Here is a 23,889-nt window from a genome sequence, read left to right as displayed (position 1 = left end):
GAATCCGATGGCGCGAGCGGCGTCGACAGAGGTGAAGGGCCGTTGCGAGAGGGTCGTGGCCCCGACGGACTGTGCCACCCAGTGGGGCAACGACGGGCTGGAGGTGCTCTCCACACCGGCGATCCTCGGTTACACCGAGCAGTTGTGCGCCGAGGTCCTCGCCCCTCACCTGGGCGAGGGCGAGATGTCCGTGGGCGTCACGGCCACCATGCACCACCGGGCCGCCGTGCCGGTCGGTGCGAAGGCCGTCTACAGCGTCACGGCCGAGGACGTGGGCCGCAAGACCCGGTTCACCTTCACCGTGTGGGACGAGGCGGGGACCGTCGTCTGCGAGGGCACCCACCTGCGCGCCACCGTCGACGTGCGGCGCTTCCTCGCCTCCCTGGAGGGCCGCGCGGAGCGACGGCTGAGCGCGTCCCCGCCAGCCCGAACCCCCTGGAAGGGTCAGTGATGAGTCCGAGCACCATACCCCCCGGCGGTGGCCGTCCCGTGGCGGTGTACGGCCGGGGCGCCCGCATCCGCGACGAGCAGGGCCGCGAGTTCATCGACGGCAGCTCGGGAGCCGTCTGCGTCAACCTCGGCCACGGTGTGCCCGAGGTGCTGGACGCGTTGCGGTCCCAGGCGGAGCGGATCACCTTCGTGCACCGCAGCCAGTTGGCCCACCGCGCCGTCGACGAGCTGAGCACCGAGATCCTGAGCATCGCGGGAGCCGACTACCGAGAGGTCGTCTACACCAACTCCGGCTCCGAGGCGACCGAGACCGCCCTGCGGCTGGCTCTGCACCACCACGCGGACGGGCCCGGTGACCGGTCCGTCGTCCTCACTCAGCGTCCCAGCTACCACGGCATGACCGCGGGGGCGCTCGGTGTGTCCGCGCACCCGTCCCGTCGTACCGGCCTGGATGCCCTGCTCGACGGATCGACCGCCTCCGTGCCGGTCACCGCGGCCGACGCCGACCGGCCGCTGCCTGACCTGGCGGACTGGAAGGCGGCCTTCGACCAGGTGGGACACGACCGGGTCGCCGCGGTGCTGGTGGAGCCGATCGGCGGTGCGGCGAGCGGCGCCGAGGAGATCCCCGCGGAGGTGATGCGCGGACTGCGCGCGTTGTGCGACGAGTCGGGTGCCCTGCTGGCCGTCGACGAAGTGATGACGGGATTCGGCCGCGCCGGCGCGTGGTTCGCCCACCTCGGTTCCGACGCCCGGCCCGACCTCGTCGTCACCGGCAAGGGACTCAGCGCCGGATACACGCCCATCGGGGCCTGCCTGGTCGGCACCCGCGTGCTCCCCGGGCGTTCGGCCACCGAACTGGCCTTCGGCCACACGATGAGCGGCAACCCGCTCTCCGCAGCCACGGCGCTCGCGGTCCTGCGCTACACACGCGAGCACCGGTTACCGGAGCGCGCCCGCCGTGTGGGCGGAGAGCTGCACGGGAGACTGTCCGCCATCGCCGCCCGGTATCGCTTCCTCGGCGAGCCCCGTGGGCGCGGCCTGCTGCTCGCCTTGCCCGTACTGCAGGACGCCGCCGGCCACCGGGAGGAACCGCTCAACCGGCGGATCTGCTCGGCCGCGGAGGCGGCGGGGCTGATCCTGTACCCCGCGGGAATCGACCGCGCGACGCAGTCCGTGCTGGTCACTCCGCCACTGACGGTCGACGACTCCGAGCTGGAGGACCTCCTCACCCGGCTCGACTCGGCGCTGGCGACCGTGGGGCGGACCGAGTGAGCGGCGGATCGGTGAGCCGGACGGACCCCGGGCGCACGCTGCTGATCGGCAATCCCTTCAACGAGCACCTGATCGGCGATCTGGAGGCGTTCCCTCCCGCCAAGCGGCGCCTGGGCGGCAACAGCTCGCTGCGTATGGCGTGGCTGGCCCGTCCCGGCGACGTGGTCGTTGTGGCCCAGCCGGCTGATCCCGCTTTCCTCCGCTACCTGTTCGGTCTCAAAGGCCTCGCCCCCGACGACGTCACTGTGCTAGTCCCACCGCCCGGACGGTTCGGCACCGACGTCCTCACCCGGGACCGGCTGCTCCACCCCGACTTCGTGAAGCGGGCCGGGCAGCTCGTCGGGAGCAACGGCATCGAGCGGGTGCTGCCCTTCTCCTTCGAGCCGGCAGTCGCCGCGCTGGCCCTGCGGCTCGGCCTGGAGCGTGGGACGCCCGGGCTCGGGTTCCTCGCAGGCTCGGGTCACGACCTGCTCAACGCGAAGAGCGCCTTCCGCTCGATCGCGGAGGGCCTCGGCCTGCCGCTGCCGGACGGAGTGGTCACCCGGGTGCGCGACGACGCGGAGACCTTCGCCTCCGGCCTCCTCGCTTCCGGGAAGCCGGCCATCGTCAAGCAGGACTTCCACGCCGGCGCGCACGGCAACGAGATCCTCGCACCCCGGCCGGGCATCTCCCAGGTCGGTGCGCCACTGATGTCCGTCCTCGGGAGCCCCGGGGCGGTGCGGAGCCATTTCGATCGGCACTGGCAGCGGTACTCCAACGGGGGGCGGAACTACACCGTGGTCGAGGAGTACCTGGAGGACTCGGTGCCGTTGGGGTCGGAGTTCGCCATAGACGACAGTGGTGTGACAGAGCGGCATGGCTGCGAGATGCGGATGGCCCCCGTGTTCGACGGTATCGCCATACCGGGGCTGACGACCTCGGACGCGGTGCGCAGGCAGTTCCTGGACGCCGCCGCCCGGCTGTGTGAGCCCGTGCGGGCCATGGGCTACCGCGGACTGATCAACATCGACGGGCTGGCCGCCCCGGACGGCCGGGTGGTGCTCTCCGAGTACAACGGCCGCCTGGGCGGCACCACGCACCTGCACTGGTTCGGAGAGAACCTGGTCGGCCCCGGCTACCTGGCCGAGCGGGTGCTGGTAAGCCGCAACAAATGGCGCGTCCCGTCGTTCTCGGCGGCGGTCCGCGTGCTGGAGCGGTCGGGTCTGGCGTTCGACCCCGCGGAGCGCGCCGGGGTGGTCATCGCCTGTGACCACGTGCGGCAGGGCGGCGCCGTCGAGTTCTGCATCATTGCGCGCGACCGGGACGAGGCGCTGCGGTGGGAGAAGCAGCTGTCCGAGTCGTTCCCCGCACAGCAGTGACCTTCGACCCGTCGCGGGCGGGACCTCATGTCCGGGGTTTGCCCTTTGCGCGCCGCCGAACCGGCTGACGTTTCGCCTGATCCGGCGGCTCCGGCGAGCAGGTGGGAGCGTCGCGTCCCGCCTGCTCGCCGTCCAGGCTCTCAGCACGTGAGGACGTGGCCCACGTCAGTCGTCCAGCAGGCGTTCGCCTTCCCGGCCGGCGACGGCCAGAGCCTGTTCGAGGTGCTCGCAGGCGCGTCCGCCCGCGTTGGCGACCGGGCCCCGTCCGCCGGCTCCCCCGCCGACGATCCGCGCGGCATCGGTGAGGAGCCGACTGGCCTCGGCTCCGCCCTGGTGCAGCGAGCGGGAGACCGCGGCCACCAGCAGGGCCTTCGCCTGGTGCTCGGTGGCCAGGATGACGACAGCCGCCTCGGTGCCGATGCGCGAGACGGTGTCGGCGGCCAGCGTGCGCAACTCGACCGGGGACAGGCCGGTGACCTGCCGGACGACGAGCCGGCCCCGCCCGACAGGTCGAGCGTGGTCCGCGAGGTCAGCCGCCTGCCGGCCCAGCTCGGCGGTGCGCAGACGGGCCAGTTCGTTCTGGGCGGAGGCGAGTGCCTCCAGGCGCCTGCGCAGGGCCCCGGGCGCATCGGCGGGCCTGCTGCCGAGGAGGCCGGACAGTTCGGTCAGCACGCGGCGTTCGGTGTCGACGTTGGCCAGGGCGCCGTGTCCGGTGAGGGCTTCCACGCGGCGGAGGTTGGAGCCGATGGAGGACTCGGACAGGAGGCGGAAGGTGCCGACCTGGGAGCCGTGGGCCACGTGGGTGCCGCCGCACAGTTCGCGGGAGAAGTCACCGATGTCGACGATGCGGACGGTGTCGCCGTACTTCTCACCGAACAGGGCGATGGCGCCGGCGGCTTCGGCCTCGGCGCGGTCGGCGTGCCAGACGTGTACGGCCGGGTCGTGCAGGACGTGGCCGTTGACGGCCTGCTCGATCTCTCGCAGCTGCTCGGGTGTGAGCGCGGTGAAGTGCGCGAAGTCGAAGCGGAGCCGGTCGGGCTCAACGAGGGAACCCTGCTGGCGGGAGTGGTCGCCGAGGGTGGCCATGACGACGGCGTGCAGGATGTGCGTGGCGGAGTGCGAGCGCATCAGGCCCGCCCGGCGCTCCGCGTCCACGCGGGCTTGGCCGTCGGTGCCGGTCCGCAGTTCGCCCTCCAGGACGCGGGCGGTGTGGACGCGGAAGCCCTCCAGGCCGTAGCGGGTGTCGGTGATCCGCAGCCGGGTCCCGTCGCTCATGGTCAGGGTGCCGGTGTCTCCGATCTGCCCGCCGGCCTCGGCGTAGAACGGTGAGCGGTCCAGGACGAGTTCGACCTCGTCGCCCGCCTCGGCGGCGGGGACGACGGTGCCGTCGACGATGAGGCCGGTGACGGTGGCCTCGGCGGTCAGGTGCTCGTAGCCGACGAATTCGGTACGGGGTAAGGCGGACGACAGTTCGCGGTAGGCGTCCAGCTTCTTGAGGGCTTCGGCGGTCTTGGCCCTGCCGCCGGCCTTGGCACGCTGCTTCTGCTCGTTCAGCAGCGTCGCGAAGCGGTCCTCGTCGACGGTCAGCCCGACGTCCCGGGCGGCCTCGATGGTCAGTTCCAAGGGGAAGCCGTAGGTGTCGGCGAGTTCGAAGGCCGTCTCGCCGGGCAGCGCGGCCGAGCCGCTGTCCCGGGTGCGGCTGATCGCGGCGTCCAGGAGCCGGGTGCCCTGGGTCAGGGTACGGGTGAAGGACTCCTCCTCCGTAGCGGCGACCTGCTCGATCAGCGTGGCCTGTGCTGACAGCTCCGGCCATACGTCGCCGAGGTTGGCGACGACGCTGGCGGTCGCGGGCGGCAGGATCGGGCCGTCGATGCCGAGCAGACGCGCGTGGCGGATCGCACGGCGCATCAGGCGGCGCAGGATGTAACCCCGGCCGTCCTTGGCCGGCAGGACGCCGTCGGCGATGAGGAAAGCGATGGAACGGGCGTGCTCGGTGACGACCTGGAAGGACACCTTGTCCTCACCCTCGCCGGGGGCCTCCCGGCCGGCCAGCTCCTGGACGGTGCGGTAGGTGGGCAGCAGCAGGTCGGTCGTGCACACGCTCTGGGCATCCTGGAGGATCGCGGCGAGCCGGTCCAGACCGAGACCCGTGTCGATGCTCTTCTTGCCCAGCTCGCCGAGAATCGGGTAGTCCTTCTTAGGCGGTCCCTCACCGCGGATGCTCTGCATGAAGACCAGGTTCCAGAGCTCCACGTAGCGCTCGCTGTCCACGGCCGGACCGCCTTCCTTGCCGAAGGCCGGGCCGCGGTCGTAGTGGGCCTCGGAGCTGGGTCCACAGGGGCCGGGGACCGTCATGGACCAGTAGTTGTCCTCCATGCCGAGTCGCTGAATGCGCGAGGCTGGGACGCCGATGCGGCGCCAGATGTTCTCCGCCTCGTCGTCGTCCTTGTAGACGGTGATCCAGAGCTTTTCCTTCTCCAGTCCATAACCCTCGGTCAGGAGCTCCCAGGCGAAGGCGATGGCTTCTTCCTTGAAATAGTCACCGAAGGAGAAGTTGCCCATCATCTCGAAGAACGTCGCGTGCCGGGTGGTACGTCCGACGTTGTCGATGTCCGAGGTGCGGGTGCACTTCTGGATGCTGGTCGCGCGGGAAAAGGCAGGGGTGGTCTCACCGAGGAAGTAAGGCTTGAACTGGTTCATCCCGGCGTTCGCGAGTAGCAGCGTGGGGTCGTCGGGGACCAACGGACTGGAGGGCACCAGATGGTGGCCTCGCGAGGTGAAGAAGTCGGTGAAGATCTGACGGATCTGCGTTGAGCGCATGGGCACGGCCTCATGGAAGAGTCACGGAGGTGGGGGAGGATCACACGCCGAGCCGGGCCGAGAACAGGGACTGAGGTAGTTCTCAGTTCTCCAGCTCGACGCAGATAGCTCGCGCCCCCAGGGGGTACACCGTGACTCCCACTCGATTACTCAAGAATGACTCGGTCGACGCCAGGCTACCGGATGCCGGGACTGCCGCAACCACCAAATGCAGCCCGTGATCCAACAGATTCGGTCAAGATGACCGGCCGCCATGCCGGTCGGCGGGGGTGGCCGATACGAGGCGGCCGAAGTGGCTGCCACGGGAACCGTCGGCGGCTCGCTCCGGAATGCGCACCGCCCCCACACACAGCCCTACGGCACTGGAGTCCCCAGGGCCTTTGAGAAGTCGCGGGGTGGGCGATTTGCCTACTGAGCACGGGATGTGACGACTTGTCGACTTCCGCCGGCAGCGACCCTGGACGCAGAACAGGCATGGCCACTGGTGATCATGTGAGTGTCGAGTCCGTATGAGTACCGAGCGAGTCCATGCCCGCGCGTCCATCTTCCCGTATGCCCTGTGGCCGCCCTGCGGAGTCATCTGGCCGCAGTGCCTGACCCACGGTTTCATCGCGGCATCCGTCACCCGTGGACGGCCCTGCTCACCGCCGCGGCCGCCGCCGTCCTGGCCGGCGCCGCCTCCATGCGATCGAGGAGTGGGTCACCGATGCCCCGCAGCGCGTCCTGGCCCTGCTCGGGTTCCGGCCCGGCCCGCTCGCCGACCTCATCCGGCCGCCCCATGCCACGACCGTCCGCCTCGCCCTGGCCGCCGCGGACGGTGACGCCCTCGACCGCGCCATCGGCGGCTTCCTCCTGGAGCGCAAGGCGCCGGGCCCGGGACGACGGGTCATCGCCGTCGACGGCAAGGCACTCCGCGGCTCCCGCACCGCAGGGCGGCCGGCCACCGCCCCGATCGCAGCGATGACCCACAACGGCCAGGTCCTCACCCAACGGCAGATCGACGGCAAGAGCAACGAGATCCCGGCCTTCACCCCGCTCCTGGACGACATCGATCTCACCGGCACGGTCGTCACTGCGGATGCCCTGCACACCCAGCACGACCACGCCACCTACCTGCACGGACGCGGAGCCCACTACCTGGCCGTGGTGAAGCGGAACCACCCAGGGCTGCACCAGAAGGTCCGGCGCCTGCCTGGCGGGACATCCGCCTGGACCACTACGAACGCAGACGCGGACACCACCGCGACGAGATACGCCGCCTGAAGACGGCCGCGTTCGCCCACCCCGACTACCCGCACACCCGCCGAGCCCTCCAAGCCGTGCGGCGGAGAGGGGCCCTGGGCACAGGCAAGCTGACGATCGAGCGGATCCACCTGGTCACGAGCCTGCCGCCCGGCGAGGCCACCGGCAGCGAACTCGCCTCCTGGACCGTGGTCACCGGCCCATCGAGAACCAGCTCCGTCACGTCCGGGACGCACCTTCCACGAGGACGCCTCGAAGATCCGCACCCGCCACCTGCCCCGCGTCATGGCCGGCCTGCGCAACCTCGCCATCGGCATCCACCGCCAAGACGGCCACACCAACATCGCAGCCGCCCTCCGTCCACACCGTCCGAGACCACCTACGGCCCCTCACCGCCCTCGGCCTGACATGACGAACCCAGACATGAGATCACTTCTCAAAGAACCTGGAGCCCCCGTCACGACCGCACCCCCGTGATTGCTGCCACGTACAATCACTTCACCCGAGCCGGCAGCAAGCGGAAGGTGAACTCGCGTGACTAATCAGCGCGTTGTGGTCGTGACAGGGGGAGGAACCGGAATCGGTGCGGCGACGGCACGGCTGCTCCGGGCGTCCGATCACGAGGTCGTCGTCTCCGGTCGACGGCCGGAACCGTTGCGCCGTGTGGCGGCGGAAACCGGAGCTCTGGCTTGTCCGGCCGACACCGCCGCTCCGGAGGACGTTGACCGTCTCGTCGATACAACCATGGCTCGATTCGGCCGACTTGATGGATTGGTCGTCAATGCAGGAGTGGGACGCGGTGGCGGCGTCGGAGAACTTTCCGAGGAGGACTGGGATTTGGTGCTCCGCACCAACTTGACAGGCCCTTTCCTCTTGATGCGCGCTGCATTACCCCACCTGCTCCGGGCCCAGGGCTCCGTGGTCGCGGTTTCTTCGGTTTCCGCCCTCCGTAACGGAGTGGGCAATGCCGCGTACGCCACGTCCAAGGCGGCATTGCTGCAATTGTGCCGGTCGCTCTGCGTGGACTACGGGCCGCAAGGCTTGCGGGCCAACGTGGTCTGCCCCAGTTGGGTGCGTACGGAGATGGCCGACCGCCGCATGAGACGGTTCGCGGACGACTGCGGACTGGCCGTGGGCGAGGTCGACCAGGCATACGAAGAAGCCACCCGGTTGCTGCCGGCACAGCGCCCCGGCGATCCCCGCGAGATTGCCGAAGCAATTTCCTGGCTGTTGTCTTCGGCCGCGTCTTTCGTCAACGGAGCCGTCCTGACGGTGGACGGCGGAGCAACCACATTGGATCCCGGAACCATCCCCTTCGAGTTTCAGGTCACCCGGCGCGACGAAATACACTGACCGATTCATCGCCCGGACCGTTTCAGTCAGCCGTCGGCTTCCGGCAAGAAGACGAGGCCACGGGCAACGCGCCTGGACCCCTACAAGCCGGTGATCGACGCCATCCTGAAGACGGACCTGACCGCGCCGCGAAAGCAGCGCCACACGGTCAAGCGGATCTACGACCGGCTCCTGGACGAGCATGAAGCCGTCGACGTCTCCTACCAGATGGTCCGCTCCTATGTCGCCGCCCGCCGTGAGGAGATCCGTCTCCAGGCCTGCAAGGGGGTGGTGGACGCGTTCGTCCCGCAGACCCACAGGGCCGGGGCGGAGGCCGAGGTCGACTTCGGCGACGTCACAGTGAAGCTGGCCGGCGAGCTGGTGACCTGCTACCTGTTCGCGTTCCGGCTGTCGTACTCGGGCAAGGCCGTGCACCGCATCTTCGCCTCGGCAGGGCAGGAAGCGTTCTTCGAAGGCCACGTCCACGCTCTCGCCCAGGTGCTGGGCCTCTCCCGCCGCAGGATCGAAGCCGAACGGTGGACCGCCTTCCGCTCCCACTACGGCATCGACGCCCTCTACTGCCAGCCCGGCATCCGCGGCGCCCACGAGAAGGGCGGCGTCGAGGGCCAGATCGGCTGGTTCCGCGCAACCACCTCGTCCCCGTCCCTGAAGTGGACACACTCGCCGAGCTCAAGTCCGTCGCCCCCTACGACCAGCTCCTGCGGCTCCGCCGATCCGACCACCCCACCCCGTGAAAGAGAACGCCGTGACCCTTCCCCGCCAGCGAGGACTCACCGAGAAGGCCGCCACCACCGCCGTCGACCAGGCATGCCGCATGCTCCGGCTGCCCACTTCCGCTCCCAGTTCCCCGACCTTGCCGAGACGGCGAGCCGTGAGCAGATGTCCTACCTCGGCTTCCTTGCCGAGCTCCTCCTGGACGAGTGCGACGACCGGGCCCGCCGCCGCTCCGAGCGCCGCATCAAGGCGGCAGGCTTCCTCCGCGACAAGTCGCTGCGGAAGTTCGACTTCGAGGCCAACCCCAACATCGACGCAGCCATGATCCATACCCTCGCCAAGTGCGAATGGATCAAGAAGGGCCTGCCGCTCTGCCTCATCGGCGACTCCGGCACCGGCAAGTCCCACCTGCTGATCGCACTGGGCACCGAAGCCGCGATGGCCGGCTACCGAGTCAAGTACGTCCATGTAGCCGAGTTCGTCGATGCAGAGCAGGTCAACGCGGGGCCGTAGCGGGCGATGGTCTTGGACCGCGGAGGGAACCTGTCGACTTTCGGAGCCACCTGGCACACGTTGGCCGGGACATGTGCGCTTTGCTCGGATTGCAGTTAGTGCACCAGGGCTCGGTGGCGGGCTTCGCGGACGATGCGGTCGGCAGTTTCGTCAGGGGTGAGGGCCGCGGTGTCGAACCACCAGCCGACGGCGCCGAATTCGCGCTTCATATCGGCGTCGAGGGCTTCGTAGCCGTCGAAGTCGAACCGTTCCCGTGGATCCCTGATGGAGTTGCGGTGCTGGCAGACCTCGATGCCCGGTGTGAGGACAACGAACAGGACTTGGCGAGGCGTGAGGAGATCCAGGAAGAAGTCCAGCTTCTCGCGGGAGGGGATCACCGCATCGATGACCGGTGTGAAGCCGGCGTCGGCGAAGTTGTTGGCCAGCGCGCACAGATTGCGGTGCGACAGCTCCACTTGCCTCGCTGCTTCGTCGGCGGGCTCGCCCAGGGCCCAGACGAAACCGTTGACGATCATCCTGTTGAGCTCATCGCCGTCGAGCCGAGCGGAACGTGGCAGCCGCTCGGCGACGAGTCTGGTCACGGTTGACTTCCCGGCCCCCGGCATACCTGTCACTATCAGGCAGTTCGACGCCTCGGCAGTGATCACTCTCGCGATGATGTCAGCGTGTCTGTGGGTCGGCAATCGTATTTCCAAGGCGTGAGTCTCAGTGAGCTGTCCGTTCCTCCATCCGTCCGGGATCGACGTGGTCGGCGAGATAGATCAGGGTGGCTTGGGGGTCCATGCCGAAGGCGGTGGCGACGAGCTTGGGGTCCATGGTGTTCACCAGGTCGACGAGCCGGGTGCTGCGGATCATTCGGGGCGGGTATCCGTAGTCGTCAAGGACGTGTGAGAGATAGGTAGTTGAGGTCGGGGTCCGCCCGGTCTTACGCCAGTCTGCCCAGATCACTCCGTTATGGGCAGGCACTCGGCGAGCAGGTCGACAACGTCCCGCCAAGCTCGCTGCGCGTGCTGAGGGTGATAACCGACCCCGGGAAGCACGATGTGGTCGACCGGTGGGTGATGGAAGGCGTGCAAGGCGCCGCCGTAGACCACGAGGCGCCAGTCGACGCCCGCAGCCTGCATCTCGGCGGTGAATGCGTCCCGTTGCGCGGGCGGCATGATCGGGTCTTCCGACCCGACCCCGGCCCACACCGGGCAATGAATGCGCGCCGTCTCGCCTGGTCGGCCCGTGGTCAGTCCGTTGACTGTCGCGATCGCGCGCAGGTCGACGCCGTCGCGCCCGAGTTCCAGCGCGATTACGCCCCCGGTGCCGTAGCCGACGGCGGCGATCCGGTCCGGGTCGGTCCGCGGCTCGGCGCGGAGCACGTCGAGCGCCGCGTGGCCGATGCCTCGCATCCGGTCGGGGTCGGCGAGCAGCGGCATGCAACGGGCCAACATCTCCTCAGGGTCACCCAAATAGCGCCCGCCGTGGAGGTCGAAGGCCAGCGCCACGTATCCCAGCTCGGCGAGCGCATCGGCCCTGCGACGCTCGACGTCGCTGAGCCCCACCCCCTCGGGCCCGACCAGGACCGTGGGCCGGCGGTCGACACCGGCCGGGAGCGCGAGGTGCCCGAACATCGTCAGGCCGTCGGCCGCGTATTCGATCGTGCGCGTTGTAACTGCCGTCATGAGCCTGGACTGTAGTGATCGTCGAGCCCGGTCGGGCCGGTGTTCTGCTGCTGGCAGAAGGCAGGTCTCTGGCGTATTCCGGGGGTTCCAGACGGCGTCTGACCGGCTGACAACCTTCCGAAGTTCGCGGGCACTCCGGGGCGATATGGCCTGCATCACGGTGTCGAGGAGGGCTCGGGATTCGAGGGGGTTGCCGCAGCAGTACCAGTGCACGTTGCCCCACTCGTAGTCGTGCCACAGATCCCGCTCGGGCTGGTGGACGTAGTTCGGTGTCGCCGTGGCTCCGCTCGGATGCGCCGTGCTCGGCAGAGCGGCTGTTTTGCCACGTCTACGGCCGCACGAAGACAACATCGCAGTTCATTCCGGGCCGGCCCTACTCCTTCGTGGCCGCGCTGGAGCCGGGCGCTGCTGGTGGCCGGACGCTGGGCAGCCGAGAAGCATCCAGAGGCGACGAACCCGCAAGCCTGGACGCGTGACATCGCCGCCAAGTACATCGCGGACACCATGACCGCAGTTCGCGGCCAATGGGCGATCGAATGGGAACGGATCACCCCCAGGTTCGATCCCCGCCGTACCCTTGCTCTGCCGCTGTCGGTCCGGGCCGGCCGTGACCCGGACCCCCGGATCATCGACGATGCCGCCTGGGCCAAGCTCATGGCCGCCGGTCTGACGCTGACCGCCGAGGACCTGCGCGCCTACGGGACACCACGGGCAAAGGCTGCCGGATGGCACGCGAACTAGTACCCGATCGAGATGATCCGCGCCCTGGTCAGGGTGTGGTTGTTCGGCGGGCTGCGGATGGACGAGATACGTCGTCTCGAGCTCGAGTGCGTCCGCTGGGACCAGGCCACCGACCCGGACAGCGGCGAGACCTACCGCGTCTGTCTGCCGCACATCCCGGCGAACAAGACGACGGCGGCGTTCTCCAAGCCGGTCGATCCCATCGTCGGTGAGCTCATCGATGCCTGGAAGACCATCCGCCCCGTCCAGCCGGACATCACCGATCGCAAGACCGGACAGCGGCGCCGGCACATGTTCTTCGTCCATCCTGTGGCCGGGACGGTCTGGGCCTATGAGGGGGCCACTTTTGGAAACCGGGTGCTGCACATGTACTTCCCGAAGACCGGCATGATCATCGCAATTGCTGTCAACAGCGCCGTTGGCGAAGGGGACACGCTGCCCGACCTCGCCGGTACCGTCTACAAGACTCTTTCGGCGCAGAAGGCACAGGCTCTCCCACGGCACCAGTAGCCCGAAGCCAGCTGCGTGACTTCCAGGTAGCTGCTCTGCGAGGTCTGAGCTCCCTTCTTCCTGAGCTTGGCCTTTACAAGCCATCTCCATTGGATCGCCGGTCTGACGGTCGTGGCGATCGGGAGGTGCTGGCTTCGCAATCGCATACTGGCCACATGCGATGGCCCTGAAGCAGGAGCCCGTACTTGGCCAAGGGATCATGCGGGTCCGAAAATTTTGCCGGGGTTGAGAATCCCGGCCGGGTCGAGAGCGTGCTTCACCGCGCGATGCATCTGCAGGACGGCTGGGCCGAGTTCCAGGGTGAGACCTGGCCGCTTGAGCAGTCCCACACCGTGCTCACCCGTCACCGTGCCGCCCAGTTCCAGTGCGTCTGCGATGATGTCGTCGAACGCCGCACGGGCCCGGACCTGAGCCGCCGTGTCACCGTGTTCCGTCACAAGCAGCGGATGCAAGTTGCCGTCGCCGACGTGCGCGATGTTGGCGATGGTGATCCGGTGCCTCTCAGCGGTCCGGTCGATGCGGGCCAGCATCTCCGCCACCGCCCCGATGGGCACACAGACGTCCTCCGTGAGGACCGGCCCCAGCCGCTCGAGCGCGGGGAAGGCCAGCCGGCGGGCCGCGAAGAGCATCTCGGCCTCTTCCTTTGTCTCCGACTGGTCCGCCCAAGTCGAGCCGGCGGCGCGGAAGCAGTCGGCCATCTTGCGGGCGCCTTCCTCGGCGGCGCGGCCGTCATCGTCGAAACGGGCCAGGAGTACCACGTCTGCCTCGGCGGAGAGTCCCATGTTCTTCCAGGCGTCGACCGCGCGCAGACAGTGCCGGTCGACGAGTTCTAGCGCGGCCGGCCGCAGCCCTGCGGCAGTCGTCGCCCGCACCGCGTCACCGGCTTGCCCGACGTTGTCGAAGTAGCCGACGGCGGTCACGCCGACAGGAGGCAGGCGTCGCAGCCGGACCGTGATCTCGGTGATGACACCAAGAGTGCCCTCGGCACCCACCATGAGGCTCACAAGGTCGTAGCCGGCAACCCCCTTTGACGTGCGGCGCCCCAGCCGGACCACCTCGCCCGTGCCGGTCACGACCTCCAAGGCGAGGACATAGTCGCGGGTGACGCCGTACTTGACGCAGCAGACTCCGCCGGCGTTCGTCGCGACGTTTCCTCCGATGGTCGACCAGGGCGAACTGGCAGGGTCGGGCGGGTACCACAGGCCGAGCGCCGCTACGTGGGCGCGGAGGTCGTCGTTGATCACACCGGGCTGTACGACGGCGAGGCGCTCCAGCTCGTCGACCTCCAGCACCCGATCCATGCCGTCCAGCGCGAGGATCACGCTTCCTTCGACGGCATTGGCGCCGCCCGACAATCCAGTGCCGGCGCCGCGTGCAACCAACGGGACTCCTTGCTCCAGGCACGCACGCACCACGGTCTGGACCTCCTCGGTGCTCTTGGCGCGCACGACCGCCACCGCTCGGCCCACAGACGCCCACACCGCCTGGTCGTGCGAGAGGCCGGCGACGATGTCCGGATCGGTCACCACCCGGCCGGCGGGCAGCCGTCGCCTGAGTGCTTCGGCGATACCCACGGCAGGGGGCGTCGTGCTGACGATGTCACGCTCGGCCACCCGCACACCTCCAGAGAAGTCGACTCACATGGGACGGAAGGAGAGCTGCGGCGTCCGGGCTCACTGGGCGCGGCAGGTCCTGAGGTAGCTGAGGAACGATGCCTGCAGCCCGGTCACATGCGTCTCGTGCATGAGTGCGCTGGTGACGGATCCGCCGCGTGAAATGAGGCGGTGAAGGAACGTGGCCGCGTTCTTCGCGAGATTCTGGTAGACCGCCAGGTCTCCGAGCATCTCCTGCTCGTTGAAGGTCACGTGCAGCTTGGTGTCGGGCGGGGTGTCACCCATGGCTTCAAGTCGAGCGAAGACCTGACTGTCCGCATTGACGATGCCGGGGCTGCCCGCGCCGATGCTCTCGAAGAAGGTGCTCTTGGTGAGCCAGGCGTAGAGGCTGAAGAGTCCGCCGTAGGAGTAGCCGAAGAGGCCGTGACCGCTCGGGGCTGTGCCGTATTCGCGTTCGATTCGCGGGTGCAGGTCGTCGGTAAGGAAGTTCAGGAACATGTCCCCGCGGCTGTCGCTCAATTCAGCAAGGTAGGCGTCGGCTTGCTCGCGAGTCGTCACACCCCTTTCGACCCCCATTTCCACCGCATCGATGTACTCCTTCGCGATGGGTTCCCCGGGCGGCACGAGGTCGCGGTTGCGCAACCGCTCCCAGTGCTCGGCCTCCCCGCCCGCGTAGCCCACGCTGACTTGGACGTAGGGCTGCATCGCCTGCATGGGGTCCAGCTGCGTGACGATGAGTGGGGCGGTCAAACCCACGGCCCAGTTGCCGTCGAGCACGTACACGACAGGCGCTGGCGCTGTGGCAGGGTCGTAGTGCGGTGGCGTGGTGACCCAGACGCCGTAGTCGTGCCCACCGCTGGAGCGCATCTCGAAGTAGTCGGTGTGGGGGAGGCAGCCCTGCCACATGGTGCTCATCTGAGGTCCTTTACGATTTCGCCGGCCTGGATGACGAGGACGGCGTTGGTGGGGTCGGAGAACAGTTCCGGGTTTTCGAGCGGATTGCCGTTCCAGAGAACGAGGTCTGCCTGCGCGCCGGGAGTGATGACACCCACCTGGCCGGACAGGCCGAGGATCTCCGCGTTGGTCCGGGTCGCCGCCACGAGCGCTTCCATCGGCGTCCCGAGGGCTGCGCGCAGGCTGAGTTCTTTGCCGCGCCGATGCTGGGCCGGACCGATGAGATCGGAACCCAGCCCGATCCGTACTCCTGCGTGCTTGGCGACAGCGAGCGCACGCGCCATCTGCTCGCGTACGCCCTTGGCCCGGTCGCGGGCCGACGCGGCGAGACCGGCCTCGGCGGTGTCGTGCAGCAGTTGCTCGACGACGGCGAACGTGGGCACAAGGGCAACCTGGCGATGGGCCATCAGAGCCGCTGTGGATTCGTCGAGGCTGGTGCCGTGCTCGACGCAGCGCACCCCGGCCTCGACCGCATTGCGTATGCCCTGGTTGTTGTGGGCGTGGACGGTCACATAGGTGTTCCGTGCCGCAGCTTCCTGAACTGCGACAGCGATCTCTTCGACGGTGAACTGGGTGTCGGTCAGTCGATCATGTCCGCCCACCACTCCGCCTGTCACGCAGAGCTTCAGGAAGGAGGCTCCGCGACGGAAGGCTTCGCGGACGTTGTGCCGCAGCTCGTCCGCGTTGCCCGCCATCATCGACAGGGCGCACAGGCCCGGGATGTGGTGGCTGCTCCACAGCTCGGTGGGTTCCCATTCGGCTCCGTAGTAGCCGTGCCCACCGATCTGGCACTGAACAGGTCCGCACGACAGGACGCGCGGCCCTTTCACCTTGCCCTTCGCGATCGCGGTGACGACACCGCCGTCGATCCCGCCGGTGTCGCGGACGGTGGTGAAGCCGGCGTCGAGCGTCGCGCCGGCCGTGGCGAAGATGTCCGCCGCGATCTCGGCGGCGCTGATCTGAAACGAGAAGTGCGGCTGGATCGGGCTCGACAGGCCCAGGTGGACGTGAGCGTCGATCAGGCCGGGCGTCATCGTCAATCCCTCGGCATCGAGACGCTCGCCGTGCGCGCTGGAGCCGCCGAGTCGGGAAATGCGGCCGTTCTGGATCGTGAGATCGAGGCTGCTGGGGTCACGCCCTGATCCGTCGATGACCGTCGCGCCGACCACATGAGCAGGTCCCATCGTCGATCCTCCGCCATTGCATCCCGTCTTTTCCAATGGATAAACTGCGGGAGTGATCCTGTCAACCTCGCAACGCAACGGCAGCGCGCGTGAGCGACTCCTGGTGCGGCTTCTCGACGCCTTCGGTGAGACCCTTCCCCCGCCGGAGATGTCGCTCCGTGAGATCGCCGCCCGAATCGAGACCAGCCACGCCCTGTTGCGCTACCACTTCGGGTCGCTCCCGGGCGTCTTGGCCGCCATGCTCACGGCCCAGCGATCCCGTGACAACGAGGCACTTCTGGAGGCCGCCCAGCAGGGCACCTTCGACGATTTCGTCGGCGCGATCTGGCGTGCTTACACCCGGCCGGAGCAGCTGTCGCGTGTCCGCGGCTTCTTCCACGTCGTCGGACTGGCCGCGTACGCCCCCGAGGACTTCCGTGAGTTTGTGGAGTCGATCGACGACCTGACCGTGATGCTGTCCTCACTCGCGGAACGCGAAGGGTTCGACGCGAAGGAGGCGCGGGAGTTGGCCACCGTCACCATTGCCGCGATTCGCGGCCTCCTCCTGCAGGAACTCCTCACTCCCGGGACCCGCTCGGAGGACGCGGTCACCTTGATCTTGCGCATGCGCGAGGGCCGACCCGCTCCACGATCACGTCCGGGACGTTGAGCGGCCTTCGGCCCCCACAGCTGAGCATCGGTGCACATGCGCGACAAAACGGTGCGGTACAGCGACGGGAAGTGACAACAAAAGTCGCCGGACTTGACCTCTTACCCGCGTACGGTGCGGACAACGGCGGCGCGGCGACCCGCCGCGCCGCCGCAGGAACCGTCTGGTCCGGCGATGAGAAGGTGAGTTGAAACGTGGCTGAGAGCACAGATGCAGTCGTCGTCGGGGCCGGGGTCATCGGATCCTCCATCGCTCTCGAACTGGCGCGGAGCGGTCTGCGGGTGGTCGTCGTCGACAAGTTCGGCGGCGCAGGCAACGGCTCCACCAGCGCATCGAGCGCCGTGGTCCGCTTCACCTATCCCACGATCGCGGGCGTCAAGGCTGCGTGGGAGTCCCTTCAGTGCTGGGAAGCATGGCGCGACCATCTCCAAGCACCCGCCGGTGAACCCCTCGCAGCGTTCAACCGCTGCGGCGTCACCATGCTGGACGTGGACTTCGCACCCTGCAGCCTGTTCACGCGCCACTTCGACAAGGTCGGTGTCCCGTACGAGGAATGGGATGCCCAGGAGCTGTCCGAGCGGTTGCCCGCCGTGGACACCGGCCGGTATTTCCCGCCCCACCCTGTGGATGACGACGAGTTCTTCGCCGACGCGTCCGCTCGGCTCGGTGCTCTCCACACACCCGACGGAGGCTTTGTCGACGACCCGCAACTCGCCGCGCGCAACCTTGCTGCGGCCGCCCAGCGGCACGGAGCCACCTTCCGCTGGAAGACCGAGGTCACCGCGGTGATGCGGCGCGGGGGACGCGTGCGCGGGGTGCGCCTCGATGAGGGAACCGAACTGTCCGCCGGGGTAGTCGTCAACTCGGCCGGCCCATGGTCGGGACAGCTGAACCGGCTCGCCGGAGTGGGCGGCGACTTCACGGTCGGTCTGCGGCCGCTTCGCCAGGAGGTGCACCATGTAGCGGCCCCCGCCGGCCACCACGACGTCGGCGGCGACCGTCAGGCACCGGTGCTGGTCGATATGGACCTCGGCACATATATACGGCCCGAGGGCAGGGAGTTCCTGCTCGTCGGCGGCACGGAACCCGAGTGCGACCCGCTGGAATGGCTCGATGATCCGGATGAGGGGAGTCCCCTCCCGACCGTGTCGCAGTTCAGAACGCAGGTGACGCGGGCGGCCCGCCGGATGCCCGGTCTGCGCGTTCCCAACAAGCCCAAAGGGGTGGCAGGCGTGTACGACGTGACCGACGACTGGACCCCCGTTTACGACCGAACCGAACTTGCCGGCTTTTACGTAGCCATCGGCACCAGCGGCAATCAGTTCAAGAACGCCCCGCTGGTGGGCCGCCTCATGGCCACCCTGATCCACGGTGTCGAAGGCGGGCACGACCACGACAGCAGTGCGCTTACGCACACCTGCGAACACACCGGCCAGGCCATCGACCTCGCTGCGTTCTCACGCCGACGTCGGCCAGCCGCATCCACGGGCACAGTCCTTGGCTGACGCCGAGCCGCGACCAGCCGGGCCGACATGCGCCTCGACGGCTGGCACGACGAAAACCAGCTTGAGCACTTCCTGACACACCTGGTCAACGGGGCAACCGCCGTGTTCTTCCGCTGCGCCGTCTGCGGCGCCCATCTCGCCTACCCCGACGCTCTCTAGAGATCGCCCATCCGGCAAGCCAGGCCACCGTGCGTTCGATGGTCGAGCGGTGCCGGCCCAGCCGCTGGCTGGAGTCTGTTCCCTTGCGTGCGATCCGGGGTGTGATCCCGCGACTGCGTAACCACTGTCGCAAGTGGTCGTAGTCGTAACCCCTATCGCCGTGGAGCTTGCCCGGCCTGCGTCGCCGTCGGCCGCGCAGGCCGGATCGGCGGTATTCCCTGCACCAGCGGGATGAGGGCCTGGCTGTCGTGCGTGTTCGCGCCGGAGAAACCGACGGAAAGGGGCAGACCGGTCCTCTCAGCAACCAAATGGATCTTCGAGCCGTGCTTGCCCGGTCCGCAGGATTCGGACCTGTCAGGTCCCCCTTTTCAGCGCTCGCATGTTCACGGAATCGATTGCGCAGCGGGACCGGTCCAGCTCGCCGCGGGCACCGAGTTCGTCCAGGACCAGACGGTGGAGCTGCGCCCACGCCCTGGCCCTCGACCACTCCGTGAAGCGGCGGTGAGCTGTCGCTCCCGACGGCCCGAACGAGGCGGACGCCAGCCGCTGCCACGTACAACCAGACGTCGCGACGAACATGATCGCGGCCAGCACCTCCCGGTCCCCGTATCGGCGCCGGCCGCCGCCTTGCGGACGGATCGGCGCTTCCGGCACCACCCGCTGGAACAACTCCCCCAGCTCTTCCGGCACCAGCCGCTCAACGATCCCCACGCCGGAAGAGTATCGAGCACGCCAAATGAGATGACCTGTTAACGTCGCAGGTCCCTCGGCCTGCTGAGGCCCCGGGAATCGGCAGGCCGTGATGCGGCCGTTCTTCGCGGTGGCGACGAGGTACGACAAGCTCGCCGTCCGCTATGAGGCGACCGTGCTGGTCGCGGCCATCAACGAATGGCTGTGACCAGCAGGCCGAGATCATCGAATCGTTGCCCGGTATGGGCCCGATCCTCGGTGCAGAGTTCGTCGTAGCCGCCGGTGACCTGTCGACTTACCCAGACGCTGGCCATCTGGCCTCCGCGGCGGGGCTGGTGCCAGTGCCGAGGGACTCGGGTCGTCGCACCGGCAACCTGCACCGGCCCAAGCGCTATAGCCGACGTCTACGCAGGGTCTTTTACCTGTCGGCACAGACCAGCATCATCCCCGAAGGTCCGAACAGAGACTTCTGCCTTAAGAAGCGGAGTGAGGACTGCAAGCACGTGCAAGCCGTTATCGCGCTCGCCCGCCGGCGCGCCAGTGTCCTGTGGGCCCTCCTACGCGACAAACGAGCCTTCGCACCTCTCGCGCCGATCAGACAATGAGGATCCGGGAAGAACGACTACTCGAACGCACATTTGAGTCAGGTTCAATCCTCCCATGCCACAGACCGGATTCCGGTCGTCTATGTCACCGTCCCGCCCGCCGCGACCGCCCGCATGATCGCGACCGAGTTCGCCGCTTCCTGGGCCTGCCGGTGCGGGCCCGCTCGAACATGACGGACATCATCGAGGCTGTCGTCGGTGTCTGCACCGATACCCGCACCGCGCTGGTGCTGGTCGACGAACTCCACAACATTCGCTCACCAGCCGCCACGGCGCCGAAGTCGCCGACACCCTCAAGTACTTCTCCGAGCGCCTGCCCGCCACCTTCGTCTATGCCGGCACCGACATCGACGAATCGGGGCTGCTGTCGGGGACACGCGGCGCCCAGATCGCCGGCCGCTTCACTCTGATCCCCTCCCGCCCCTTCCCCTACAACAGCGAATGGAAGGGCTTGGTCGCCACCATGGAAGACACCCTGCGGCTGCACGAACACCGCTCCGGCACACTCGGCGTGATCGGGTCTCTCTCCCACGCCATCCGCGGAGCCGCTCTCGACGCCATCCTCACCGGCACCGAGAAGATCACCAAGAAGAGCCTCCAGGCCATTCCGCTCGACCACACCGCCCACACCACGGCGTCGATGGCCACGAAGACCGCTACGTCCCGATGAACAGCGAACTACCGCCCCGGTTCGCGCCGCTGCCGGTCCGCCTACATCCGGCGCCTGGCCCGCGCCAACCATCTCCAGCCCAGCTTCCCGCACTGCTATCTCTGCGGCCCACCGCAGTGGTTCGGCAGGCCGCTCCTCGAACACCTCGCCACCACCGCCGGCCACTCACCCGAAGCACTCGAACGGGCTCTCGCCGATGCCAACTCCCTGGGCAGCACAAACAGACCACGCCGACGCCTCCCCAGGAGGAATCCCTTCGCCTGGCGCCAAGACCTGGCCCACCGCATCGCCCAAGAGGCCCTCATGGGGACACAGATCCGCACACTCGCAAAGCGCCACAACCTCCGCTGCTCGGACGTCCGCTTCGCCCTGGAGGTCCCACGCCTGACCACCGCAGCCCTTTGAGCGGTCACAGTTGGCCGGCGGACGACGCGAGCCTCAGCACACGCGCGGTGATCCCATGGTGTCGATCACACGCGAGGCCGGTTCAACAGCCGGGAGAGCACGATGGCGCTCTCGGTCCGTTCGACAGGAGCGGTGGCGCGCACGCGTTGGATGGCCTGTTCCAGATGGGGGATGTCTCTGGCGAGCATGTGGACGACTGCGTCGGCGGCGCCGGAGACGGTACAGGCTTCGACGACCTCGGGGATGTCCTCCAGGGCTTGGCGCAGTTCGGCGGGGGTGGGATTGCCGGTGCAGTAGACCTCCACGAAAGCCTCGGTATGCCAGGCCAGCGCCTGAGGATCGACGAGAGCGGTGAACCCGCGGATCGCGCCCGTGGCCACCAGACGGTCGAGACGCCGCTTGGCGGCGGGCGCGGACAGCCCGGACGCCTTGCCGATCTGGGCATAAGTGGCCCGCGCGTCGCTCAGCACGCAGCGGATGATCGCTTCATCGATGGCGTCCATGACCTCACTCCAGACGTCAGAGCCTGCGGCGCAGCACAAGAATTAGCCACGAACCCGCCGACATTGCAAGAAAGCGACAGTAGGCAGCAGCAAATGGCGATTGCTTGCGTTGTCCGCCGAACATAGTCTCCGGCTTGTCCTGATGTCACGTGCCGGGAGCAGTGGTGAGATGACAGCAAGCCTGAGCAGTGTGGAAGCCTCCGCACTGGCCGCGGTGGACGAGGCGGCCATCGCCCGGTTGCTGCTGGAACTCCTCGCCGTTCCGAGCGTGACAGGCAGCGCCGCGGAGTCCGAGCTTCAGCACGTCCTGGCCCGGCATCTGAAGCGGATGGACCTCGATGTCGACCTGTGGTCCATGAACCTGCCCGAGCTACGTGACCATCCCCGTTTTCCCGGCAGCGAGGCCCCGCGCACCGAGGCGTGGGGCCTGGTGGGCGGCACGCGGCCCCAGGGCGACGGGCCGACCCTGATCCTCCAGGGGCACGTCGACGTCGTCCCTCCCGGGGACATGGCGCAATGGGAGTGTGGCCCCTTCCGCCCCCGGGTTATCGGGGACATGGTGCACGCACGAGGAGCGTGCGACATGAAGGCGGGGGTGGTGGCGATACTCGCCGCCCTGGCCGCGATACGAGAGGCGGGCGCAAGGCTGCGCGGTCAGGTGTCCGCGCATTTCGTAGTCAGCGAAGAGGACGGGGGACTCGGGGCGTTCGGCACCCTCCAACGCGGCCACACCGGCGACGCCTGCATCATCACCGAACCGACCAGCGGCGCGGTCATGACTGCGAACGCCGGCGCCCTGACCTTTCGCATCCAGGTACCCGGCCGGGCCACCCACGGCAGCACCAGATACGTGGGAGTGAGCGCCATCGACGCATACCTGCCCATCCACCGCGCGCTCGCCCATCTGGAAGCCCGCCGCAACGTCGGCGCCGACCCGCTCATGTCCGAATACCCCATCCCCTACCCGCTGTCCGTCGGTACCGTCCATTCCGGCGACTGGGCCAGCAGCGTGCCCGACCTCCTGGTGGCCGAAGGAAGACTGGGCGTCCGGCTGGGCGAGGATCCGGCCCAGGCACGCACCGAACTGGAGGCGTGCGTGGCCGAAGCCTGCGCGGCCGACCCCTGGCTGCGCTCCCACCCCGCCACGGTGACGTGGCCCGGCGGACAGTTCGCCAGCGGACGGCTGCCGGCCGGGCATCCGCTCGCGGCCCAGGTCGCCGACGCGCACGCCGACGTCACCAGCGGCCCGCGACCTTCCGAGCGAGGCGCCCCCTACGGCAGCGACCTGCGACTGTACTCCGGGGCGGGCATCCCCACGCTGCAGTACGGCCCCGGCGACGTACGCCTCGCACACGGTCCACAGGAACAGGTCCGCGTGAGCGACATCGTCACCGTCGCCCAGGCACTGGTGCTCGCCGCACTGCGCACGGTCGGCACCAAGCAGTAGCCGCCAGCCCCACCCCCACCGGCAAGTTGACATCCAACCTAGTCGGCCCAGGTCAGAGGGCTGCACACAACTGACTTCGATGTCAACGGACACGAACTGTCCGTTCTCAGCCAACCCAGCCCCCGTCTCAACGTAGATAGTCCGGCCTGCCAGTTGTCATCCGTATCTTCGTCGTCGCCCGCGAGCCGCTCGGTCGCGCCGTCTGAGATTGAGCACCATCGTCGACTCGCTCCGCCATTGGGGCGAACGATCAGCATGTATGGTCACCGCTCTCGACACGGCCCGGCACCGTGACCCACACGACCACCCGCCGAAGAGCGGATCCCACTGTGAGACTGGACCGGAGCCGCAAGGCATTGAAACTGGCGGAGAAGCACTTGGAGCTTCTCGAAGAGGTCAGCGAGGACACGCAGGAGTTCACAGACGTCTTCGTTCCGAGCATCGCCATGATCCGCAGGGTCGGTCATGCAATCGACGTGGAGTCGAAGGGGGTGCGGAACCACCAGTTCGGCGAGTGGTCGTCGCAGAGCAAGAAGAACTCCCTGCTGCGGTGCGTCACGGATGTACGGAATCTTGTGTTCGAGGGCATGGAGGAGGGAACGCAGGTCCGGCACGAGGTGCACGTGCCCGATGCGGCGACAGCAACGGCAACCGCATACGGCCCGACGGTGAGCACCGAGACGACACGCATTGGCGTCGTCAGAGACGGGCGGGAGGCGGAGGAATATGCCTTCAGTACCACGCCTACGTCAGAACCAGAGCGGACTGACCCGACACCAGTACCTGAAGTGGATGCGCGACGACGTCATCCCAGAAGCTGAGCGCCTTCTGACCCCCGTCGATTGACACAGCGCAGAGGACC

General features: G+C 68.2%; 20 protein-coding genes and 6 pseudogenes. 17 read left to right on the top strand and 9 right to left on the bottom strand.

Annotated elements, in window-relative coordinates:
* Positions 1–7 precede the first annotated feature (7 nt).
* Genes ACFZDA_RS00915 through ACFZDA_RS00905 form a run of 3 tightly spaced genes read left to right on the top strand, consistent with a single transcriptional unit; the run spans position 8 to position 3,080 of the window.
* On the top strand, positions 8–451 hold the full coding sequence (locus ACFZDA_RS00915) for a hotdog domain-containing protein (protein ID WP_391072877.1): 444 nt from the start codon (positions 8–10) through the stop codon (positions 449–451).
* Positions 451–1,722: an aminotransferase class III-fold pyridoxal phosphate-dependent enzyme gene (locus ACFZDA_RS00910; RefSeq protein ID WP_391072874.1), complete on the top strand. Its 1,272-nt coding sequence runs from the start codon at positions 451–453 to the stop codon at positions 1,720–1,722. Before ACFZDA_RS00915 ends, ACFZDA_RS00910 begins: the two co-directional genes overlap by 1 nt.
* An 11-nt stretch (positions 1,723–1,733) precedes the next feature.
* Positions 1,734–3,080 (top strand): peptide ligase PGM1-related protein, encoded by a 1,347-nt coding sequence (locus tag ACFZDA_RS00905; RefSeq protein ID WP_391072871.1) that lies wholly within the window; start codon positions 1,734–1,736, stop codon positions 3,078–3,080.
* A gap of 165 nt (positions 3,081–3,245) precedes the next feature.
* On the opposite strand, the gene alaS is transcribed toward ACFZDA_RS00905, so the two are convergent.
* Entirely contained in the window at positions 3,246–5,900 is a 2,655-nt protein-coding gene (alaS, locus tag ACFZDA_RS00900; protein WP_391074531.1) for an alanine--tRNA ligase, read from the bottom strand.
* A 496-nt stretch (positions 5,901–6,396) separates the two neighbouring features.
* On the opposite strand from alaS, the pseudogene ACFZDA_RS00895 reads away from it, so the two are divergent.
* The 4 genes and pseudogenes from ACFZDA_RS00895 to ACFZDA_RS00880 form a co-directional block, all read left to right on the top strand.
* Positions 6,397–6,534 (top strand): annotated as a pseudogene (locus ACFZDA_RS00895) (hypothetical protein); the annotation flags it as partial.
* Positions 6,528–7,163, top strand: a complete 636-nt coding sequence (locus ACFZDA_RS00890) for an ISAs1 family transposase (protein WP_391072868.1) — start codon at positions 6,528–6,530, stop codon at positions 7,161–7,163. The pseudogene ACFZDA_RS00895 and the gene ACFZDA_RS00890, both read left to right, overlap by 7 nt.
* Before the next feature lie 513 nt (positions 7,164–7,676).
* Complete coding sequence (locus ACFZDA_RS00885) at positions 7,677–8,495, top strand: SDR family oxidoreductase (RefSeq protein WP_391072865.1); 819 nt, start codon at positions 7,677–7,679, stop codon at positions 8,493–8,495.
* Between the two features lie 745 nt (positions 8,496–9,240).
* A pseudogene (locus ACFZDA_RS00880) lies at positions 9,241–9,695 on the top strand (ATP-binding protein); the annotation flags it as partial.
* 122 nt (positions 9,696–9,817) lie between these two features.
* On the opposite strand, the gene ACFZDA_RS00875 reads toward ACFZDA_RS00880, so the two are convergent.
* The 3 genes from ACFZDA_RS00875 to ACFZDA_RS00865 all read right to left on the bottom strand — a co-directional run bounded on the left by ACFZDA_RS00875 (position 9,818) and on the right by ACFZDA_RS00865 (position 11,392).
* Positions 9,818–10,369, bottom strand: coding sequence for an AAA family ATPase (locus ACFZDA_RS00875; RefSeq protein WP_391072862.1), 552 nt, complete (start codon positions 10,367–10,369; stop codon positions 9,818–9,820).
* Between the two features lie 58 nt (positions 10,370–10,427).
* Complete coding sequence (locus ACFZDA_RS00870; RefSeq protein ID WP_391072859.1) at positions 10,428–10,577, bottom strand: hypothetical protein; 150 nt, start codon at positions 10,575–10,577, stop codon at positions 10,428–10,430.
* A gap of 89 nt (positions 10,578–10,666) precedes the next feature.
* Positions 10,667–11,392, bottom strand: coding sequence for a dienelactone hydrolase family protein (locus ACFZDA_RS00865; RefSeq protein WP_391072856.1), 726 nt, complete (start codon positions 11,390–11,392; stop codon positions 10,667–10,669).
* Positions 11,393–11,634: 242 nt separating this feature from the next.
* Here ACFZDA_RS00865 and ACFZDA_RS00860 point away from each other — a divergent pair.
* The 3 genes and pseudogenes from ACFZDA_RS00860 to ACFZDA_RS00850 form a co-directional block, all read left to right on the top strand.
* A pseudogene (locus ACFZDA_RS00860) lies at positions 11,635–11,796 on the top strand (transposase); the annotation flags it as partial.
* 7 nt (positions 11,797–11,803) lie between these two features.
* Positions 11,804–12,133, top strand: a complete 330-nt coding sequence (locus tag ACFZDA_RS00855) for a hypothetical protein (RefSeq protein WP_391072853.1) — start codon at positions 11,804–11,806, stop codon at positions 12,131–12,133.
* 12 nt (positions 12,134–12,145) lie between these two features.
* Entirely contained in the window at positions 12,146–12,643 is a 498-nt protein-coding gene (locus ACFZDA_RS00850; protein WP_391072851.1) for a hypothetical protein, read from the top strand.
* A 197-nt stretch (positions 12,644–12,840) separates the two neighbouring features.
* Here the strand turns inward: ACFZDA_RS00850 and ACFZDA_RS00845 are convergent, their stop codons facing one another.
* From ACFZDA_RS00845 to ACFZDA_RS00835, 3 genes are all read right to left on the bottom strand, one after another.
* Complete coding sequence (locus ACFZDA_RS00845; RefSeq protein ID WP_391074528.1) at positions 12,841–14,211, bottom strand: FAD-linked oxidase C-terminal domain-containing protein; 1,371 nt, start codon at positions 14,209–14,211, stop codon at positions 12,841–12,843.
* Between the two features lie 105 nt (positions 14,212–14,316).
* Positions 14,317–15,171, bottom strand: coding sequence for an alpha/beta hydrolase-fold protein (locus ACFZDA_RS00840; protein WP_391072848.1), 855 nt, complete (start codon positions 15,169–15,171; stop codon positions 14,317–14,319).
* Positions 15,168–16,394: an amidohydrolase family protein gene (locus ACFZDA_RS00835; protein WP_391072846.1), complete on the bottom strand. Its 1,227-nt coding sequence runs from the start codon at positions 16,392–16,394 to the stop codon at positions 15,168–15,170. Before ACFZDA_RS00835 ends, ACFZDA_RS00840 begins: the two co-directional genes overlap by 4 nt.
* A gap of 52 nt (positions 16,395–16,446) precedes the next feature.
* Between ACFZDA_RS00835 and ACFZDA_RS00830 the strand changes: the two genes are divergently transcribed.
* The 3 genes from ACFZDA_RS00830 to ACFZDA_RS00820 all read left to right on the top strand — a co-directional run bounded on the left by ACFZDA_RS00830 (position 16,447) and on the right by ACFZDA_RS00820 (position 18,707).
* Positions 16,447–17,043 carry a TetR/AcrR family transcriptional regulator gene (locus ACFZDA_RS00830; RefSeq protein WP_391072844.1) on the top strand — a complete coding sequence of 199 codons (597 nt, stop codon included), beginning with the start codon at positions 16,447–16,449 and terminating at the stop codon, positions 17,041–17,043.
* A 194-nt stretch (positions 17,044–17,237) separates the two neighbouring features.
* On the top strand, positions 17,238–18,548 hold the full coding sequence (locus ACFZDA_RS00825) for an FAD-dependent oxidoreductase (RefSeq protein ID WP_391072841.1): 1,311 nt from the start codon (positions 17,238–17,240) through the stop codon (positions 18,546–18,548).
* A 27-nt stretch (positions 18,549–18,575) separates the two neighbouring features.
* On the top strand, positions 18,576–18,707 hold the full coding sequence (locus ACFZDA_RS00820; RefSeq protein WP_391074619.1) for a hypothetical protein: 132 nt from the start codon (positions 18,576–18,578) through the stop codon (positions 18,705–18,707).
* A gap of 10 nt (positions 18,708–18,717) precedes the next feature.
* On the opposite strand, the pseudogene ACFZDA_RS00815 reads toward ACFZDA_RS00820, so the two are convergent.
* Positions 18,718–19,418: pseudogene (locus ACFZDA_RS00815) on the bottom strand (IS5 family transposase); the annotation flags it as partial.
* A 194-nt stretch (positions 19,419–19,612) separates the two neighbouring features.
* Here ACFZDA_RS00815 and ACFZDA_RS00810 point away from each other — a divergent pair.
* A pseudogene (locus tag ACFZDA_RS00810) lies at positions 19,613–20,002 on the top strand (transposase); the annotation flags it as partial.
* 27 nt (positions 20,003–20,029) lie between these two features.
* A pseudogene (locus ACFZDA_RS00805) lies at positions 20,030–20,672 on the top strand (TniB family NTP-binding protein); the annotation flags it as partial.
* Positions 20,673–21,142: 470 nt separating this feature from the next.
* Here the strand turns inward: ACFZDA_RS00805 and ACFZDA_RS00800 are convergent.
* Entirely contained in the window at positions 21,143–21,580 is a 438-nt protein-coding gene (locus ACFZDA_RS00800) for an Lrp/AsnC ligand binding domain-containing protein (protein ID WP_391072838.1), read from the bottom strand.
* A gap of 169 nt (positions 21,581–21,749) precedes the next feature.
* On the opposite strand from ACFZDA_RS00800, the gene ACFZDA_RS00795 reads away from it, so the two are divergent.
* Both ACFZDA_RS00795 and ACFZDA_RS00790 read left to right on the top strand, forming a co-directional pair.
* On the top strand, positions 21,750–23,027 hold the full coding sequence (locus ACFZDA_RS00795; RefSeq protein WP_391072836.1) for an ArgE/DapE family deacylase: 1,278 nt from the start codon (positions 21,750–21,752) through the stop codon (positions 23,025–23,027).
* A 290-nt stretch (positions 23,028–23,317) separates the two neighbouring features.
* Positions 23,318–23,848 (top strand): hypothetical protein, encoded by a 531-nt coding sequence (locus ACFZDA_RS00790; RefSeq protein WP_391072833.1) that lies wholly within the window; start codon positions 23,318–23,320, stop codon positions 23,846–23,848.
* Positions 23,849–23,889: the final 41 nt, after the last annotated feature.

Source organism: Streptomyces sp. NPDC007991, from assembly GCF_042958445.1.
In the GTDB taxonomy this organism is placed as follows: Bacteria; Actinomycetota; Actinomycetes; order Streptomycetales; family Streptomycetaceae; genus Streptomyces.
This window is presented reverse-complemented; position numbering and strand designations above follow the sequence as displayed.

Excerpts from the sequence above, each read along its gene's own strand:
- ACFZDA_RS00800 (WP_391072838.1), bottom strand. The coding sequence starts at position 21,580 with ATGGACGCCATCGATGAAGCGATCATCCGCTGCGTGCTGAGCGACGCG.
- ACFZDA_RS00865 (WP_391072856.1), bottom strand. The coding sequence starts at position 11,392 with ATGACGGCAGTTACAACGCGCACGATCGAATACGCGGCCGACGGCCTG.
- ACFZDA_RS00795 (WP_391072836.1), top strand. The coding sequence starts at position 21,750 with ATGACAGCAAGCCTGAGCAGTGTGGAAGCCTCCGCACTGGCCGCGGTG.
- ACFZDA_RS00910 (WP_391072874.1), top strand. The coding sequence starts at position 451 with ATGAGTCCGAGCACCATACCCCCCGGCGGTGGCCGTCCCGTGGCGGTG.
- ACFZDA_RS00850 (WP_391072851.1), top strand. The coding sequence starts at position 12,146 with ATGATCCGCGCCCTGGTCAGGGTGTGGTTGTTCGGCGGGCTGCGGATG.
- ACFZDA_RS00835 (WP_391072846.1), bottom strand. The coding sequence starts at position 16,394 with ATGGGACCTGCTCATGTGGTCGGCGCGACGGTCATCGACGGATCAGGG.
- ACFZDA_RS00915 (WP_391072877.1), top strand. The coding sequence starts at position 8 with ATGGCGCGAGCGGCGTCGACAGAGGTGAAGGGCCGTTGCGAGAGGGTC.
- ACFZDA_RS00820 (WP_391074619.1), top strand. The coding sequence starts at position 18,576 with ATGCGCCTCGACGGCTGGCACGACGAAAACCAGCTTGAGCACTTCCTG.
- ACFZDA_RS00840 (WP_391072848.1), bottom strand. The coding sequence starts at position 15,171 with ATGAGCACCATGTGGCAGGGCTGCCTCCCCCACACCGACTACTTCGAG.
- ACFZDA_RS00870 (WP_391072859.1), bottom strand. The coding sequence starts at position 10,577 with ATGATCCGCAGCACCCGGCTCGTCGACCTGGTGAACACCATGGACCCC.
- alaS (WP_391074531.1), bottom strand. The coding sequence starts at position 5,900 with ATGCGCTCAACGCAGATCCGTCAGATCTTCACCGACTTCTTCACCTCG.